Origin of the sequence: Cognatishimia coralii (assembly GCF_037478305.1) — a bacterium.
Classification (GTDB): domain Bacteria; phylum Pseudomonadota; class Alphaproteobacteria; order Rhodobacterales; family Rhodobacteraceae; genus Cognatishimia; species Cognatishimia coralii.
In genome coordinates this window covers 44260-59536 of sequence record NZ_JBBGAZ010000010.1, presented here as the reverse complement: position 1 = coordinate 59536, position 15277 = coordinate 44260, and the positions used below count along the sequence as shown (strand labels likewise).

At 58.0% G+C, this 15277-nt stretch carries 15 protein-coding genes; 3 read left to right on the top strand and 12 right to left on the bottom strand.

Translation table 11 applies throughout. The features are described from left to right. Positions 1-36: 36 nt before the first annotated feature. Genes WG622_RS15230 through WG622_RS15210 form a run of 5 tightly spaced genes read right to left on the bottom strand, consistent with a single transcriptional unit; the run spans position 37 to position 5712 of the window. Positions 37-1044 carry an Ldh family oxidoreductase gene (locus WG622_RS15230; RefSeq protein WP_339404373.1) on the bottom strand — a complete coding sequence of 336 codons (1008 nt, stop codon included), beginning with the start codon at positions 1042-1044 and terminating at the stop codon, positions 37-39. Between the two features lie 12 nt (positions 1045-1056). Further along, positions 1057-1632 carry a DUF3726 domain-containing protein gene (locus WG622_RS15225; protein WP_339404372.1) on the bottom strand — a complete coding sequence of 192 codons (576 nt, stop codon included), beginning with the start codon at positions 1630-1632 and terminating at the stop codon, positions 1057-1059. After that, positions 1629-3296, bottom strand: coding sequence for a hypothetical protein (locus WG622_RS15220; RefSeq protein WP_339404371.1), 1668 nt, complete (start codon positions 3294-3296; stop codon positions 1629-1631). The genes WG622_RS15225 and WG622_RS15220 overlap by 4 nt, the downstream gene beginning before the upstream one ends. After that, a complete protein-coding gene (locus tag WG622_RS15215) occupies positions 3293-4267 on the bottom strand; it encodes a membrane dipeptidase (RefSeq protein WP_339404370.1) in 975 nt (324 codons plus the stop codon). Before WG622_RS15215 ends, WG622_RS15220 begins: the two co-directional genes overlap by 4 nt. Then, positions 4267-5712: an aldehyde dehydrogenase family protein gene (locus WG622_RS15210; RefSeq protein WP_339404369.1), complete on the bottom strand. Its 1446-nt coding sequence runs from the start codon at positions 5710-5712 to the stop codon at positions 4267-4269. The genes WG622_RS15215 and WG622_RS15210 overlap by 1 nt, the downstream gene beginning before the upstream one ends. A 97-nt stretch (positions 5713-5809) precedes the next feature. On the opposite strand from WG622_RS15210, the gene WG622_RS15205 reads away from it, so the two are divergent. Beyond that, positions 5810-6685, top strand: coding sequence for a LysR family transcriptional regulator (locus tag WG622_RS15205; RefSeq protein ID WP_339404368.1), 876 nt, complete (start codon positions 5810-5812; stop codon positions 6683-6685). Here WG622_RS15205 and WG622_RS15200 read toward each other — a convergent pair. From WG622_RS15200 to WG622_RS15190, 3 genes are read right to left on the bottom strand one after another with little or no spacing between them, the layout of a single operon-like run. After that, a complete protein-coding gene (locus WG622_RS15200) occupies positions 6682-7683 on the bottom strand; it encodes an Ldh family oxidoreductase (protein ID WP_339404367.1) in 1002 nt (333 codons plus the stop codon). The two genes, WG622_RS15205 and WG622_RS15200, sit on opposite strands and share 4 nt — an antisense overlap. A gap of 51 nt (positions 7684-7734) precedes the next feature. Further along, a complete protein-coding gene (locus WG622_RS15195) occupies positions 7735-8916 on the bottom strand; it encodes a UxaA family hydrolase (protein ID WP_339404366.1) in 1182 nt (393 codons plus the stop codon). An 11-nt stretch (positions 8917-8927) separates the two neighbouring features. Then, on the bottom strand, positions 8928-9218 hold the full coding sequence (locus WG622_RS15190) for a UxaA family hydrolase (protein WP_209357547.1): 291 nt from the start codon (positions 9216-9218) through the stop codon (positions 8928-8930). A 124-nt stretch (positions 9219-9342) separates the two neighbouring features. Between WG622_RS15190 and WG622_RS15185 the strand changes: the two genes are divergently transcribed. Further along, complete coding sequence (locus tag WG622_RS15185; RefSeq protein ID WP_339404365.1) at positions 9343-10044, top strand: GntR family transcriptional regulator; 702 nt, start codon at positions 9343-9345, stop codon at positions 10042-10044. Position 10045: 1 nt separating this feature from the next. Here WG622_RS15185 and WG622_RS15180 read toward each other — a convergent pair whose 3' ends face one another. The 3 genes from WG622_RS15180 to hisD are packed head-to-tail and all read right to left on the bottom strand — an operon-like array spanning position 10046 to position 13102. Then, positions 10046-11035, bottom strand: coding sequence for a zinc-dependent alcohol dehydrogenase (locus WG622_RS15180; RefSeq protein ID WP_339404364.1), 990 nt, complete (start codon positions 11033-11035; stop codon positions 10046-10048). Beyond that, positions 11032-11793 carry an SDR family NAD(P)-dependent oxidoreductase gene (locus tag WG622_RS15175; protein WP_339404363.1) on the bottom strand — a complete coding sequence of 254 codons (762 nt, stop codon included), beginning with the start codon at positions 11791-11793 and terminating at the stop codon, positions 11032-11034. Before WG622_RS15175 ends, WG622_RS15180 begins: the two co-directional genes overlap by 4 nt. A gap of 1 nt (position 11794) precedes the next feature. Next, positions 11795-13102, bottom strand: coding sequence for a histidinol dehydrogenase (gene hisD, locus WG622_RS15170; RefSeq protein ID WP_339404362.1), 1308 nt, complete (start codon positions 13100-13102; stop codon positions 11795-11797). A 246-nt stretch (positions 13103-13348) separates the two neighbouring features. On the opposite strand from hisD, the gene WG622_RS15165 reads away from it, so the two are divergent. Next, a complete protein-coding gene (locus tag WG622_RS15165; RefSeq protein WP_339404361.1) occupies positions 13349-14395 on the top strand; it encodes a LacI family DNA-binding transcriptional regulator in 1047 nt (348 codons plus the stop codon). On the opposite strand, the gene WG622_RS15160 is transcribed toward WG622_RS15165, so the two are convergent. Continuing rightward, positions 14380-15213, bottom strand: coding sequence for an HTD2 family dehydratase (locus WG622_RS15160; RefSeq protein ID WP_339404360.1), 834 nt, complete (start codon positions 15211-15213; stop codon positions 14380-14382). The genes WG622_RS15165 and WG622_RS15160 overlap by 16 nt on opposite strands. Positions 15214-15277 lie beyond the last annotated feature (64 nt).

Here is a 15277-nt window from a genome sequence, read left to right as displayed (position 1 = left end):
TATAAAGCAAGTCACACCGTACCGTTTGATTGGCGATCAGCCTATGATCGCCTCGATTTTTTCGAGGGTCGCAACATTGACTGCGACGCCTTCTGCCGCGGCACGTTTGCGTGCGGCACCACGTCCGTCGCCAGGCAAATGCGCGCCGTCCTGGGCCTTTACAGCACCGACCAAAGCTTCCATGCGCTGGGCAAATGCGCCTGCCGACGTGGCGCCAGGATCTATCGCCATGAAGAACTGGCCGGTCTTGGGCGGTCCACCCGCTGTGCCCGAAAACGGCGATGCATCGATGCCCAAGGTCGCGCCGGTCATGGCCGCCGCCATGATCTCAGTCAAAAGCGCGACGCCGACACCTTTGTAGCCACCCGATGGCGCCATAGAACCCTTTAGGCCAACGTTTGGATCAGTGGTCGGGTTGCCATCTGCGTCCAAGGCCCAGCCCACCGGAATTGGTTTGCCTTCACGGGCGTGTTTCATGACTTCGGATTTGGCGATTGTGCTTGCGCTTTGGTCGATCAGAACCGCAGGCCCATCAGCGCCGGGCGCGGCGATCGAGAAAGGGTTGGTTCCGACAACGGGTGTTGCTCCACCAGAAGGTGCAATCGATGCAGGGGCATTCGTGAACCCAAGCCCCAAAAGGCCAGCTTTGGCGAGCCGATGCGTGTGATAACCCAGCACGCCGCAATTGTAGCTGTTGTGGATGGCGAGTGCCGCAATGCCTTGTGATTTCGCCATGGGGATCAAGGCGTCAAAGCCTGCATCAATGGCCGCATGAGCAAATCCAGTTGCTGCATCCACGGTCACGACTCCAGGACGCGGCGTGGAGACGACAGGTGTCGCCTGGCCGTCCACCTTGCCGCATGTGACGTGCTCGCAGTAGATCGGGATGTAGGCGAGCCCGTGGCTTGCAACGCCGTCCGCTTCGGTGGCCGCGGTCGCTACGGCCAGGGGCCTTGCGTTGCTTTCACATGTGCCAACCGCCGTCAGGGCGCGAAACGAGATGTCTTCGATTTCAGAAAGTGAGAGTGTTTTGGTTTCGATCATAAGAACCTCGGACTAAAGGGCGTTTGATTGAGAGTCGCCAGCGCCGAGGCGACGGCTTTCCTCGGTAGCGGGGGCATAGGTGCGATGCGCGAACTGCGAGAGCATGTCCCAAGCGCTGCTGTCGGGTGTGGCTCGGGTGAATTTGGTGCCGGCGGTGAAGGTACCTGCGTGGATCGCGATTGCCAGATCAGCCTGCGCATCTGGATCCCGACCCAAGATGCACAGCGAGGCTCCGTCGGTGACTGCACTGCCACCCTCCCAAGTGATGGAAAGTGGTTGCCCGATTTGCCGCGACGCAAATCCAACGAAAGGCAATAAAAGCAACGGCTGAAAAACGCGGTGCAGCACGCGATTTTGTGATGGCGCGATCTTCGCGCGATCGCAAAGCCGCGTGCCTTGCGCTAGCGAACAATGGTCAGCGTCCGGAGCTGCGTCCAAAACAGCCGCGAGGACAGCAACCCCATCGCGCCCCTGTGCACAGAGCCATGCTGTGGCTCTTCCCGCCTCTTCAGCCATGCCCCAGGAATACCCAGCGCCACGTGTCGCCTTTTTGGCCTGAGCCTCGACTTCATTCAGAGAAAAGCTCATGGTGCGGCCTCAGGATAAACCCACAAGTCTGACGTCTCGGGTGTCAGGTCTTCCGGATAGGGCGCGCCGGCATACATGCAGATACGCACCCATCGGTCGGACCTGGGATCAAAATGCGTGGCCCCAAAAAACGACAGTTTGGCACGCAGCATATCGATGGGCATCACCTCGGACGAAATCGTATTGTCCTGTATCTCGCTGTAAGGCGCGAACTCCACGACCTGAGCGCGGCGGACTGTGTGGCGGTGCTCTGGATGCGTCTCGAGAAACTCTGCAATCGGAGCGTCAGGGTTCCAGTTTTCCAAATCCTTCAGTGCAGCAACGGCGTCGCGCGCCGGAGCAAGCGGTTGCTCATAGTCTGCAATAGGTTCTTGAAAACGCTCGCCCAGACGCGGCTCCAGCTTTTCTTCCGAAACATACCAAGCTCGTGCGCAATTCGTTTGCTCGTGCCAGTCGACCTCCTTTGCCCAACCGAAGGCGGTTTCGAGCTGTCCACGGGTTTGTGCCACCGACGCGCTGCCGTCCAGAGCCAAGGCATCTTCGCGGGCATCGGTCATGCAGCTTGCCAAGCCGTCCGTTAGCTCTGGATAGGCCTCCAGCATGAGCGAGGCGACGAGCTCCTGCCCCTCTTCGCTCAGGTTCCCTTCGCCCCATCGGTACAGTGAGTTCCATGGATCTTTCTGGTTCAGAACACCATTAGCCAGCCTTGCTTCCAGTTTCCCTAAGTCCCGGCGCAAGTCGGCCAGTTTCTCAATCTGGATCGGATGCTCTGACCGCCAGCGCGCCACTGAAACCTTAGTACGCACAAACAGCGCTTCAAAAGTCGACACCTCAAGCGGCGAAGCCTCGGGTATACGCCGTACGCGGGCAATCGCCTCTTCGCGCGCCATGATCCAGTTGTTGAACAGCACTGGGTGATTGATCAGGAAAGGCGCCATGCCAAGGCCAGTCGAGTTTCCAATTCCAAGTTGTCGGGCGATAGCTGGGGCCAGAGGTACCGCAGATGCACCGCCTTGAACTCGTGCCATATGCTCGATCAGATCACGGACAAACCAGCGGATCAAATAAACCGTTAGAAGTTCAGCTTGGAACGGACTCTGGAACTCAGGTCGCTTGGCATATGTCGCGCGATCCGCCGCACCGAATTTTCCTGACCCATAGACCGCCGTCGTGCGCATTAGGTATCCAACCGCCTCGATCTGCGCGGGATCGGGCTGTTGCCCAGAGGCCAAAGCCGAGACCACATGCGACCAAAGACGCATCGACCGATTGGCGCGCGAAAGAGTTAGCTCGCTTTCCGAGATCCGCCCGGCTTCCTGGAAGGGCACGTTCTTTGACAAACGCTCGATGTCGTCCGCGGTAGGGGTGCCATCAAAAAGAGCAAAGGTCGTATCCCAGGCGGTCGCGATGACTCTGTCGCTGCGCATGTCGTCTGGCAGGTCATGTGCGAAGGCGACCAATGAGTATGACCTGTCAGGCCCCGTCGTGGCATAGACCGCATGACCCACGCCCGCCGCATCAATGTCGAAGACCATCCGCTCAAAGGTCCAGTTTTCTGACGCCATACGACGGGTGAGCTGGCGCATGAAGCTTAGCCGGCATTGATGCAAAGACCCCAGCCGTTTGAGGCGCATGACCTGACGGGCGGGGCGGCGCTCGATCATCCCTGAGGTCCGAAATTTTCAGCAAAGAAGCGGTACCAGTTGCCACCCATGATCCCTGCCACTTCGTCAGAGTTCATGCCAGTCGCGCGTAGGCCTTGGGCGATGTTGCCAAAGTCGCGGTTGTCCTTGAACCAGCTCGGCATTTCTGGAAAGCCCGGCGCTGCGGCAGAGCCTTCGCCATAGTCGATATCTTTGCTCCAGCGTCCCACGCGCATCCACTCTACAACCGAATCCGGTTGATCCTGACATAGGTCGGTGCCGATCCCCAAATGCTCTACGCCAAACCTGTCGGCCGTACGCGCAATCATCTCGCAGAAGTCCTCAAGAGTGCAGTCCGTCTTCCCCTTGAGATGGTGCGGATAGACGGAAAAGCCAATCATACCGCCATTCTCGGTGACCGCGCGGATCACATCGTCGCGCTTGTTGCGCAGGGCAGGGTGCCACGCGTGGGGATTGGCGTGGGTTATGGCAATGGGGCGTTCCGAAATCTCGGCGGCTTCAATCGTGGAGCGATCCGCCGAGTGGCTCATGTCGATGACCAGACCGACGCGGTTCATTTCCTTGATGACCTGCTTGCCCATACGCGTGATGCCGGTGTCCTCTGCCTCGTAGCAGCCGGTCGCAAGCAGCGACTGATTGTTATAGGTCAATTGCATAAACCGAGCGCCGAGCGTGTGGAGGATTTCGACAAGGCCAATGTCGTCTTCAATCGGCGAGGGGTTCTGAAAGCCGAAAAACACCGCAGTGCGACCCGTTTCCCGCGCCCGGTCAATGTCGCTGGCCCATTGACCCTTCAAGATCAGATCCGGGTATTGCTCAAACCAGCGGTTCCATTTTTCAAAGTTCAGAACCGTTTCGCGGAATGTCTCGTGGTAAGCGATGGTGACATGCACCGCATCAACGCCCCCTTCACGCATCTGGCGAAAGATCTTTTCCGACCAATTGGCATACTGAAGGCCGTCGATGAGCATCAGCTTGGATCCCCGGCCGAGATATAGGCGGTCTTCACCGTCGTATAGAATTCAGCCGCCGCCTTGCCCTGTTCGCGCGGGCCATAAGAGCTGTCTCCACGTCCGCCAAATGGCACGTGGTAGTCGGTGCCTGCGGTCGGCAGGTTTACCGTGACAACACCTGTACGTGCATTGCGGCGGAAATGGGTGGCGCGGGCAAGGCTTTGGGTGACGATGCCGGAGGTCAGACCAAAGTTGGTGTCATTCACCACGGCCAGAGCCTCATCGTAGCTGTCGACTTTGATCACCGAGGTCAGAGGCGCGAACATCTCTTCTCGGTTGATCCGCATCTGGTTATTCGTGCCCAGAAATACGCCCGGAGACATATAGAACCCGTCATGCGGCATCGTCAGTCGTGCTCCGCCACAGGCCAATTCTGCCCCTTCCGATTTGCCAAGCTCTACATAAGCGAGGTTATCATCCAGTTGCTGCTGGCTAACCACCGGACCGATCTGGGTGCCGTCTTCCAGTGCATGGCCGACCTTCATGGCCAGCGCGCCTGCGATCAGTTTCTCGACAAAAGCATCGTGCACGCCCGCATGCACCACCAGCCGCGACGAGGCCGTGCATTTCTGCCCCGTACCGCCAAAAGCGCCGCCCAAAGCGAGCGACACGGCCAGATCCAGATCTGCATCATCCATGACGGCCAGAGCGTTCTTGGACCCCATTTCCATCTGCACTTTGGTCAGGTTCTGGATCGCCGCCGCCGCAATGCCTTTGCCCACGGGCACAGAGCCAGTGAAAGAAATTGCGTCGATCTTTGGGCTTTCGACAAGCGCCTGACCAATCGTGCCACCTGCCCCCATCACAAGGCTAAACAGACCCTTTGGGATGTCCTGTTTTGCGATGATCTCCGTGAGTGCGACTGCGGAGGCAGGTGTCACATTGGCCGGCTTCCAGACCACGGCATTGCCGTAGCAGAGCGCCGGAGCGATTTTCCACGAGGCCGTGGCCGTCGGGAAATTCCAAGGGCTGATGATAGCGACCGTGCCGACCGGTTCACGGCGCACGTCAATCTCGATCCCGTCGCGTACCGAATCCGCGTTCTCACCGATTTGGCGCAGACATTCGGCCGCGTAATAGGTAAAGAACTGCCCCGCGCGATAGACCTCGCCTTTGCCCTCAGCCAGCGGTTTGCCTTCTTCGCGGCTCAGCAGGTGGCCAAGTTCCTCGGCCCGCGCCATCATTTCATTGCCGATTGCGTTCAGAACAGCTTGTTTGCGTTCCAGCCCATAGGCCGCCCATTCGCGCTGGGCCTGACGCGCTTGATCGAGTGTTGCCTCGAGTTGCTCCGATGAGGCCTGCGCATAGCGGCCGATGAGGTCCGTCACATCCGAAGGATTGCGGTTTTCGATGCTTGTTTCGCCATCCAGCCAGTCACCGGCGATGAGGTTCTTATGAGTCACGTGCGCTCTCGATCTTTTGGAAGTTTAGGTCAGAGTGGACTTTCATCGTCGCATCAGTCAAATTTAAACAATTGAAGTAAATTTCAGGAAATCTGAAGTGACGATCAAGCTAGAGATGCTGCGCGCCTTTTGCGCCGTGGCCGAGGCGGGAAATCTTTCGGATGCCGCGGCGCAACTCGGGCGGACTCAATCGGCTGTGTCCATGACCCTTAAGGCGTTAGAGGACCATCTTGGTCGCCCCTTGTTTGAAAGCGACCGCAAAAATCGCCTGACCCTTCTCGGGCAGCAGGTCTTGAACCTCAGCCAGTCTCAGGTGCGCAGTTTTGACACGACGGTTCAGTCGATCGACCTTTTGGCGCAGGCACCGCAAGGGGTTTTGAAAGTCGCCGCCGTGCCGTCTTTGGCTGCTCTGGTTTTTCCCAAGCTGGTGCGCGCCCTGTCGCGCGCGTTTCCTGGGATTAAGCTGGAGTTGCGCGACACGGATACGCCGCAAGTCATCGAGGCGCTGAGCAGTGGGTGGGCTGACCTCGGTATTGCCTCGGCAACACAGCCGATCAAAGGCGTGACGGCGGTCGAGCTGTTCAGCGATGCCTTTGGCCTCGTTATGTCCGAGGCGCACCCTTTGGCGCTGAAACCGGGTCCGCTTACGCTGGCCGACGTGTTTGAAGCTGAGTTCATTCGAAACGAGCTTTGCGACCAGATTCAGCTGTCCAAGTTTCGCACTCGGCTGAGCAACGTGGGCCTGACTGTCCGCAACTTGCAATCCCTGCTCGCGATGCTGCGTGAAGGGGATTGGGTGTCAGTTCTGCCACCTTCGGTGGTGCCTTTGGGCGGCGACGGTCTGGTTTTTCGCGACATCGAAGAGCTGACGGAGCGCCGCAAGGTGTTTCTGCTACGGCGATCAGACGTGGCCTTCCCAGACATTGTAGAGACGGCGCATTCAGAGATCTCAAAAATGTGGGTTGAAGCCTAACCCGCCAATTCGCGTGCTTGGTCCAAGTAGGCCTTAGGAACACTCAACCCGTTTTCCTGCGCGTTTTCCAAAGACACGATGCGCCGCGTGCCGGGAAGGCGCGCGCCTTCAAGCCCCGCGATGTCGCTCAAAAGAGGCTCTAACCTTGCGGAAAACCCCTCTGCGTCATGTGGCTTCAGCGCCATAAGGAATTGTCCTGCGCCTGTCGGCGGGCCATCGGCGGTAAAGAAGGACGACATCTCGGTGCTGCGATTTGCGCCGGTCATTGAGGCCGCGAGGATTTCTACCATCAGCGCCAAAGCGGTCCCCTTTGCGCCACCGATTGGGGCCATTGTCCCTGCGAGCGCCGCTTCTGGATCGGTCGTGGGACTGCCGTCCGCGTCAAAGGCCCAGCCAGCGGGGATCGCGTTGCCCGACTTCTTGGCGTGCATGACTTTGCCGCGGGCAACGACGGACAAGGACAGATCGATCACCATCGGCGGTTCATCCGCACGCGGCACGGCGAAGGCAATTGGGTTCGTGCCAAACATAGCGTCTTTCGCGCCCCAGGGGGCTATGGCTTTGGGCGTGTTGGCCATCATGATGCCAACCAAACCGGACTGCGCGATCCGGTCGACCTGAACAGAAAGCGCACCGCAGTGGTGGGAATTCGCGATGGTTGCAAAGGCGCAGCCGTGAGTCTGTGCCGTCTCGATCAAAGCCTCTGACGCCATATCTAGAGCTGGATAGGCGAAGCCATTGCCTGCATCCACGTGGATCGCAGTCGTTGACGGTTTAGAGAGCTTTGCTATGGCGCTGGCATCCACCTTGCCGCTGTTGGCCTGCGCCACGTAGTCAGAAAGCCTGGAAAACCCATGGCCGACTTGCCCTTCGGCTTCGGCCTGCACGAGCGCTGCGGCGACTGACGCGGCTGTGGCTTCTGGTGCGCCCGCAGCGCGAAAGGCGCGGGTCATCAAGGATCTGGCCTCAGAAAGGCTGATATTTTCAACGTCGCTCATGGGGGGATTAGGCAGATCGGCGGCCCCTTTGGCAAGGGCCGCCAGTTTGGTTTATGCCGAGCGATAAAGCTTGGTCATCGAGAACTCGCGGTGACCCAGAGCCTCGGCTGCCGTGTTGCGGCCATTCGCGGTGCGACAGATCATGTCGATCAACTCGTCACCTGCTTCATCAATGGTCATCTCGCGGCGCAGGATGCCCGAGACATCCACGTCGACGTGCTCGCTCATGGTGCGGACGGTGCGCGGGTTCGCAGTGATCTTGATTACAGGCACGATCGGGTTGCCGACCACGTTGCCTTGCCCGGTTGGGAAGGTGTGGATCACGGCGCCCCCTGCGGCCATCAGGGTCACACATTCCGCTGCCGCAGACGAGCTGTCCATGAAGTAGAGGCCATTTCCAGAGGCTGGCATTTCGGCTGGTTCCAGAATGTCGATGTACTGCGATGTCCGGCCGATCTTCTCGAGGTTGCCCAGAGCTTTTTCCTCGATGGTGGTCAGACCGCCTTCAATGTTGCCTTTGGTCGGCTGACTATCAGAAAGGTCATCGGTTTGGTGTGCGAAAATCACATCGTCCTGATAGGCTTTCCACATCTTGTACCAACGCTCACCAACCTCTTCGTTGATCGCCCGTTTCTGACAGATGTGCTCGGCACCGGTGATCTCAGAGGTTTCGCCGAAGAAACCGTAGATGCCTTCTGGCAGCAGCTTATCATACATATTGCCAACAGTCGGGCAGGAACCAAGACCCGTCGTCGTGTCGCTCTCTCCGCATTTGGTCGAGACCCAGAGTTCGGAAATCGAGCATTCCTCGCGTTGCAGCTCGGTTGCCCAGTGGACGTATTCCTTCGCGGCCCAGCTTGCGGCGCGGATCGTTTCGAAATCGCCCTTCTGTTCAATCGAAAACTCGGACACAGGCTTGCCGGTCGCGCGGATGCCGTCGGCGATGCGTTTGGTCCAGCCGGGTTCGATCCCGATCACCACAACAGCGGCGACGTTTGGGTTCGCGCCGGTGCCTATCATGGTGCGGAAATGCAATTCAAGGTCTTCGCCGAATTGCAAACGGCCATAGGCGTGGGGCAAGGCCATTGTGCCTTTGACGTTGTTCGCAACCGCTTCACAGGCCGCGTTCGAAATGTCGTCCACCGGCAGGATCACCACGTGGTTGCGCACACCCACACGGCCGTTTTCACGACGGTAGCCTTTGACGGTCAGGTTTGAATATTTGGAAGCCATGACGTCTCTCCTTACCAGCGTTTGGTTTTGCAATTGTGGGTGTGGACGTGGTCGCCCTTGGCAATGTCGGCGATGATTTTGCCGATGTCTTCGCCGTATTTGATCGCGGTGTCGCCCTCTTTGAAATCCTTCAGAGCGATCTTGTGCCCGATCGGCACATCCATGCCCGAGGTGAGGCGGAAGGTGGAATTGTCGTGGGTCACACAGACCAGCATGTCCGTGCCTGCGGTCAGGCCTTCAACCACGACAACGCCGACGTTGTCGTCGTGCTCGTGAACCAAAAGATGCGGGATTTCAGCCATGGGGTACTCCGATTCTTACTAAAACAGCTTGGGCAAAATATATATTTACTCTTATATAAGAGTCAATCTACATTATTGCGAGGATTGGCTTGGGTGTGCTAGCAGACCGAAAACGGAGGGCAGGGTGTCAGAACCGCTTTATATGAAGGTCTTCAATACGGTCGTGCAGCGCATCGTAGAGGGCAGCTATGTGCCCGGCTCTATGCTGCCCAGCGAGTTTGATCTTGCCGGTGAACTTGAGGTCAGTCAGGGCACCGCGCGCAAGGCCTTTATCGAGCTTGAGCAGATGGGCATTGTGCAGCGTCGTCAGGGCAAGGGCACCTTTGTGACACTGCGCACACCCGAGAATTCTCTGTTCCATTTTTTCCGGCTGCGGGATCAGGACGGACAGCAGGTTGCACCGGAGTTGAAACAAGAGTCCATCGTACTTCGCAATGCACTGAAGGACGAGAAGGCCGCACTCTTTGACACGCCGGATAAAGTCTATGAAATCAATCGTTTAAGGTCATTTAAAGGCGCGCCTCTGTGCCATGAACGTAGTGTCGTTCCGGCCAATCTTTTCCCCGGCCTCAAGGATCGCGGAGACCTGCCAAACGCGCTCTATGTTCTGTTTCAGCACGCCTATTCCTGCATCATTATTTCGGCGCAAGAACATCTGGTGGCCGAGACTTTGTCGGATGATTTGGCGCAGGCTTTGGATCAACCCAAAGGCACGCCCGTGATCGTTGCACGCAGACAAGCGCGGGACCTGCAAGACCGCGTGGTAGAACTGCGCACCAGCCGGTATTTGACTGGTGCCACGTCCTATTTTGTGGACTTGAAATAGCTTAAGGTTTCAGGATGATCTTTGGGGCCGCAACGGTGCCCGCGCGAATGTCCGCAAAAGCCTGTGCGCCCTCTGATAGGCGCCGCGTTTCCACCCAATCCAGAGCGCCAAGTTTGCCGTCAAACATCGCTTGCGCACAATCACGGAAGTCCTGCGCCGTGTAGGTGTAGGTTCCGACAAAGGTGATTTCCTGCAAGGTTGCACGACGGATATCAAGGCCACCTTCGGCGCTGCCTAATCCAATGTGGACGATCACGCCTCCCGGCCTCACTTTGGCAGAAGCCAGCGCGCGGGTTGGTGCATAGCCGACGCCGTCGACGACCACGTCAATCTGATGCTCCTCAAAAAGATCGCCTTCGGTAATGACCGTTTGCCCGCAGTGATCAATCAAATACCGACGCCGTAGGTCGTTGGGTTCGATCATCACCACGTCAGACACGCCTTGCGCTTTCAGGCTCAGCGCTGCACCAAGGCCGATAGCGCCTCCGCCAATGACCAAGGCTTGCACGTCCATTCCAGCGCCTGCCGGATGACTCCGCGCGATACGGGCAGCATGCCAGCCACAGGCAATCGGTTCTGCCAAGGCGGCTTGATCCGCGCTGACATGATCTGGGACTTCCACCAGATTGCCAGTCGGCATGGTGATCTGCTCAGCAAAACCACCTTCGCGCGGCGGCATCGAAATGATCTGACGATTGGGGCAGAGATTGTCTTGCCCAGCCTTGCACGCGCGACATTCGCCACAAGACACAAGCGGGTTCACCGTGACACGGGTTTCATGCGTGCCCCATTTCATCATGGTACCAGCGACTTCGTGGCCTAGGATCAGAGGCGCGGGTCGACGTTCATCGTGCCCCAAAAACGCATGCATGTCGGATCCGCAAATGCCGACGCTTTCGACATTAACGATCACTTCTCCATCCGCAGGCGTAGGGTCTGCGAAATCCTGAAACTCCAATTGTTCAGGACCTGTGTAGACAAGAGCCTTCATTTCGCTGTGAACCCCCCATCCAGCATCATCACTTGCCCCGTCACATAACGGGACGCGTCAGAGCACAAAAATAACAGCGGTCCGTCAAGGTCCGCGTCCTCTCCGTTACGGCCGATACAGGTCTGGGCGGCGTTGCGGGCCGCGCGTTCGGGGTCGTCAAAGACCGCCGCCGTCAGCTCTGTATGAAAAAAGCCCGGAGCAATGGCATTAGCGGTCACACCCACTTTGGACCAAGCCTCTGCCATTGCCCGGGTCAACTGCGCGACACCCCCCTTTGTCGCGCCGTATGCGATTCCACCGGGAAACGCGCGGAAAGACTGGAGAGACGCAAAGTTGACGATGCGGCCCCAGCCCTTCTCGCGCATGGCTGGAACCAATTTCTGACTAAGGAAGAAAGGCGCCGACAGATTGATTGCGATGGTGGCGTCCCAGCCCTCGGCTGTGACCTCATCCGCGGGCTGACGCGTGTTTAGCCCTGCTGCGTGGATCACGATGTCAGGCGCACCGAAGGGGGCGGAAATCCGACCCACGAGATCATCCAGACCGTCGCGATCTGCGACATCGCCCGCCACAGAGGCGCAATCGCCCTGTGTTTCCCAGCACCATTGTTCCAACGCCTCTGCGCGGCGCGCAACGCCGACAACTTTCGCACCGGCCCCCGCCAACACAGTTGCCGCGCGTTGACCCAAACCGGAACTCGCCCCAGTGACGCAGGCCACACGCCCGCGCACCGAAAATATACTGTCGTCTGCTTTCATTTTATACTTCAGCGGTCAGGTCGAAGACTTCGTCAGGGAAGTATTTCTTCAGTCGAATGTCCGCGGTGCGGGCATGGCCCTCCATCCCTTCAAGGCGCGCAATCCTCGCCGTCGCCTCAGCCACCGGACGCGCACCTTCTTTGGTGGCGCGCTGCCATGTGACGATCTTCATGTACTTGTGAACGCTGAGCCCTCCCGTATAGCTGGCTGCGCCAGACGTCGGCAGGACGTGGTTCGTGCCCGAGGCCTTGTCACCAAACGCAACTGTGGTTTCTTCACCAAGGAAGAGTGAGCCATAGCAGCTCAGCCGGTCAAGCCACCAATCCAAATCCTCGGCCTGCACGGTAAGGTGTTCAGGCGCGTAGTCATCAGAGGTTGTGGCCATTTCTTCGCGATCTGCGCAGACGATGACTTCGGCATAGTCGCGCCAAGCTGCGGTGGCGTTGTCGCGGTTCACTTCTGGTAGATCGTCGATCAGTTCGGGCACCAGCGTCATGACTTCTTCGGCCAAAGCGCGGCTGTCTGTGACCAACCAGACCGGAGAGTTGTAGCCATGCTCGGCTTGTCCCACGAGGTCTGCGGCAACAACCGCCGGATCGGCCTTGCTGTCAGCAAGGATCAAACTGTCTGTCGGGCCTGCGATCATGTCGATGCCGACACGACCAAAGAGCATCCGCTTGGCTTCTGCCACGAATTGGTTGCCGGGGCCGACGAGGATATTGGCCTTTGGCAATCCAAAGAGACCGAATGTCATGGCCGCGACACCCTGCACGCCTCCCATAGCGAGGATTTTGTCTGCACCGCAAACATGGGCGGCATAAATGATTGCAGGGTTGATGCCTACATCGGGGCGCGGAGGAGAGCAGGCGACGATGTTCTTACATCCGGCGACCTTTGCGGTTGTCACGGTCATGATTGCGCTGGCGATGTGGCTGTAACGGCCACCGGGCACATAGCATCCCGCTGCCGTGACTGGGATCGCCTTTTGACCTGCGACGAGGCCCGGAACGACTTCGACTTCGAAGTCGTTTACGGTGCCAAGCTGCGCTTCGGCGAAACGTTTCACATTGGCATGGGCGAACTGAATATCGCGTTTCAGCTTTTCCGGCACCAAGGCTGTGGCCGCAGCGATTGACGCTTCTGACAGGATGATCTCGCCGTCATATTGGTCAAACTTAGCAGCATATTTCAGCGCGGCCTCATCGCCACCTGCTTCAATATCGTCCAGAATTTCGCGAACGATTTTCTTTGTTTCTGTCGCATCGCTTTTGGCGGTTAGTGTTGCTTTTTTGAGGTATTCTCTGGCCATGTTCGATCCTATTTGCAGCTAGTGGCTTTGGTGCAAACAGTTCGTCAGCACGTTTGAAGTCATTCGCGAGACGATCCGTTCAATGCGCACCTGCACCGGACGATTCGCGTCAAATGTAAGCGCTTACAATTTTTCCTGCAAGCGCTTACATTCTGGTACCCAAAGAGCTACAAGCTTTTGGTGCTTACGATTGCTCAAAATATGATAAAACGCCGAAATCAGATCTGGACGGACCAAGACGACCCAATGGCCAAGACCCGCACAACCCAGCCCTCGCTGTCGCCAACTCTGGCGGATGTGTCCAAGCAGGCTGGGGTTTCGACGGCGACCGTGTCCCGGTGTTTGAACTCGCCATCGCAAGTCAGCGCATCCACGCGAGACAGAGTCATGGCAGCGGTCAAAGACCTGGGCTATGCGCCAAATTTCGGGGCTCAGGCCTTGGCGGCGAAACGCACGAATACCTTTGGGGCTATCGTGCCCACGATGGAAAACGCGATCTTTGCGCGGGGTCTTCAGGCTTTTCAAGAAGAGCTCGGGCAGCATGGGATTACCTTGCTTGTGGCAAGCTCTTCATATGACCCTGATGTCGAAGAAGAGCAGATCCGCAACCTTGTGGCACGAGGTGCAGACGCGCTGTTTTTGATTGGCCACACCCGGACGTCAGAAAGCTATGAGTTCCTTGAAAAACGCCAGATCCCTCATGTCGTGGCCTGGGTTTATGATGAAGCTGAACCAAGGGTCTCAGTTGGCTTTGACAATCGCAAAGCCATGAAAGCCCTTGCTCTTGAGGTTCTAAAACAAGGCCACCGCAAGCTGGCGCTCATTGCGGGTAAACGAGATTGCAATGACCGCGCGCGGCAGCGTTATGAGGGTGCCATGGATGCCGTTGCCGAGTTTGGTTTGAATGCCCAGGACCTCAACGTGATAGAAACGACCTATTCCATCGCCAATGGAGGCGATGCCTTTGAACGGTTGATGCGTTCGGGAACCCCTCCGACAGCGGTGATGTGCGGCAACGACGTTCTGGCCGCAGGAGCTCTTTCGCGGGCTCATCGGATGGGCGTCGATGTGCCTGGGGATGTGTCCATCACCGGTTTTGACGACATCGAAATTGCCGAAATCGTAACACCCCGCCTTACGACGGTGCATGTCCCGCATCGCGCTATGGGCAAACATGCTGCCACCACATTGATTGCAATGCGCAATGATCGCAGTTTGGGGGAAAGCGTCGAGTTGGAAGCCACGCTAAGGCTGCGCGGATCCCTAGGACCAGCGCCTCAGAAAACAGCCTGAGCCGACATCGCCAGATCCCCGCCCGCGGTTTTTGCCCAAAGATCGAGAGTTGACCCAGACTTGGTGCCTTGGATGTCAAACGGCTGCATGCCTGCCAGCGGGGAAACTCCGCGAAACGAAAAGGACTTGGGGTGGCGACCCGCCTCTGCGCAGGCGAGATCCACCAAAAGCGTGGCCGTAAGGGGGCCGTGAAAGACCAGCCCGTCATACCCCTCTACATCCCGCGCGTAGTCGACGTCGTAGTGGATGCGGTGACCGTTAAATGTCAGGGCCGAATAGCGGAATAGCATGACTGCCGTAGGAGTCACGCTGCGCGAAAACTCATGGCTCTCTGGCGCTTTTTGTTGAGCTGGCTTCGGGGATCCGGGGGCAGGGTCTTCGCGATAGACGATGTCGTGTTCTTCAATCAGGCAGAGCCGGTCCTGCTGGAAGATTTCGTGTTGGACAGTGACAAAGCAGAGCGCTCCACTGCGCCCCGACTTCTCGGAAACATTCAAAATGGTCGAGCGTTTCTCGGCCCAATCGCCCAGTCTGAGTGGCGCATTGAATTCGAACCTACCACCCGCCCACATTCGACGCGGCAGATCGACTGGTGGAAGAAACCCACCTTTCCTTGGATGCGCATCGCGGCCCAATTCGCTGGCGGGTTTTGCCTCTAAAAAGTAGAGCCAATGCCACAGAAGCGGCAAGTGATCCCCGTCGCGCAGATCTTGGTCTCGGTCCAAAGTGGCCTGCATAAACCGCGCAGGTTGAGGGGCGAGCCAATCCCGCGAGGATTGCTGAGCACCTATCCAGTTTTCGTACCGCTTGTCTGTCATATTCTGCCCTTTGCGATCCCGAGATTTGCATCGAAAACCCTCTGTCGCAAGTCGTGGTTTTCCC

Bases quoted from the DNA above. Each gene is read 5' to 3' on its own strand.
- WG622_RS15230 (WP_339404373.1), bottom strand. From the start codon at position 1,044: ATGATCGAAACCAAAACACTCTCACTTTCTGAAATCGAAGACATCTCG.
- WG622_RS15225 (WP_339404372.1), bottom strand. From the start codon at position 1,632: ATGAGCTTTTCTCTGAATGAAGTCGAGGCTCAGGCCAAAAAGGCGACA.
- WG622_RS15220 (WP_339404371.1), bottom strand. From the start codon at position 3,296: ATGATCGAGCGCCGCCCCGCCCGTCAGGTCATGCGCCTCAAACGGCTG.
- WG622_RS15215 (WP_339404370.1), bottom strand. From the start codon at position 4,267: ATGCTCATCGACGGCCTTCAGTATGCCAATTGGTCGGAAAAGATCTTT.
- WG622_RS15200 (WP_339404367.1), bottom strand. From the start codon at position 7,683: ATGAGCGACGTTGAAAATATCAGCCTTTCTGAGGCCAGATCCTTGATG.
- WG622_RS15195 (WP_339404366.1), bottom strand. From the start codon at position 8,916: ATGGCTTCCAAATATTCAAACCTGACCGTCAAAGGCTACCGTCGTGAA.
- WG622_RS15190 (WP_209357547.1), bottom strand. From the start codon at position 9,218: ATGGCTGAAATCCCGCATCTTTTGGTTCACGAGCACGACGACAACGTC.
- WG622_RS15180 (WP_339404364.1), bottom strand. From the start codon at position 11,035: ATGAAGGCTCTTGTCTACACAGGTCCTGAACAATTGGAGTTTCAGGAT.
- WG622_RS15175 (WP_339404363.1), bottom strand. From the start codon at position 11,793: ATGAAAGCAGACGACAGTATATTTTCGGTGCGCGGGCGTGTGGCCTGC.
- hisD (WP_339404362.1), bottom strand. From the start codon at position 13,102: ATGGCCAGAGAATACCTCAAAAAAGCAACACTAACCGCCAAAAGCGAT.
- WG622_RS15165 (WP_339404361.1), top strand. From the start codon at position 13,349: ATGGCCAAGACCCGCACAACCCAGCCCTCGCTGTCGCCAACTCTGGCG.
- WG622_RS15160 (WP_339404360.1), bottom strand. From the start codon at position 15,213: ATGACAGACAAGCGGTACGAAAACTGGATAGGTGCTCAGCAATCCTCG.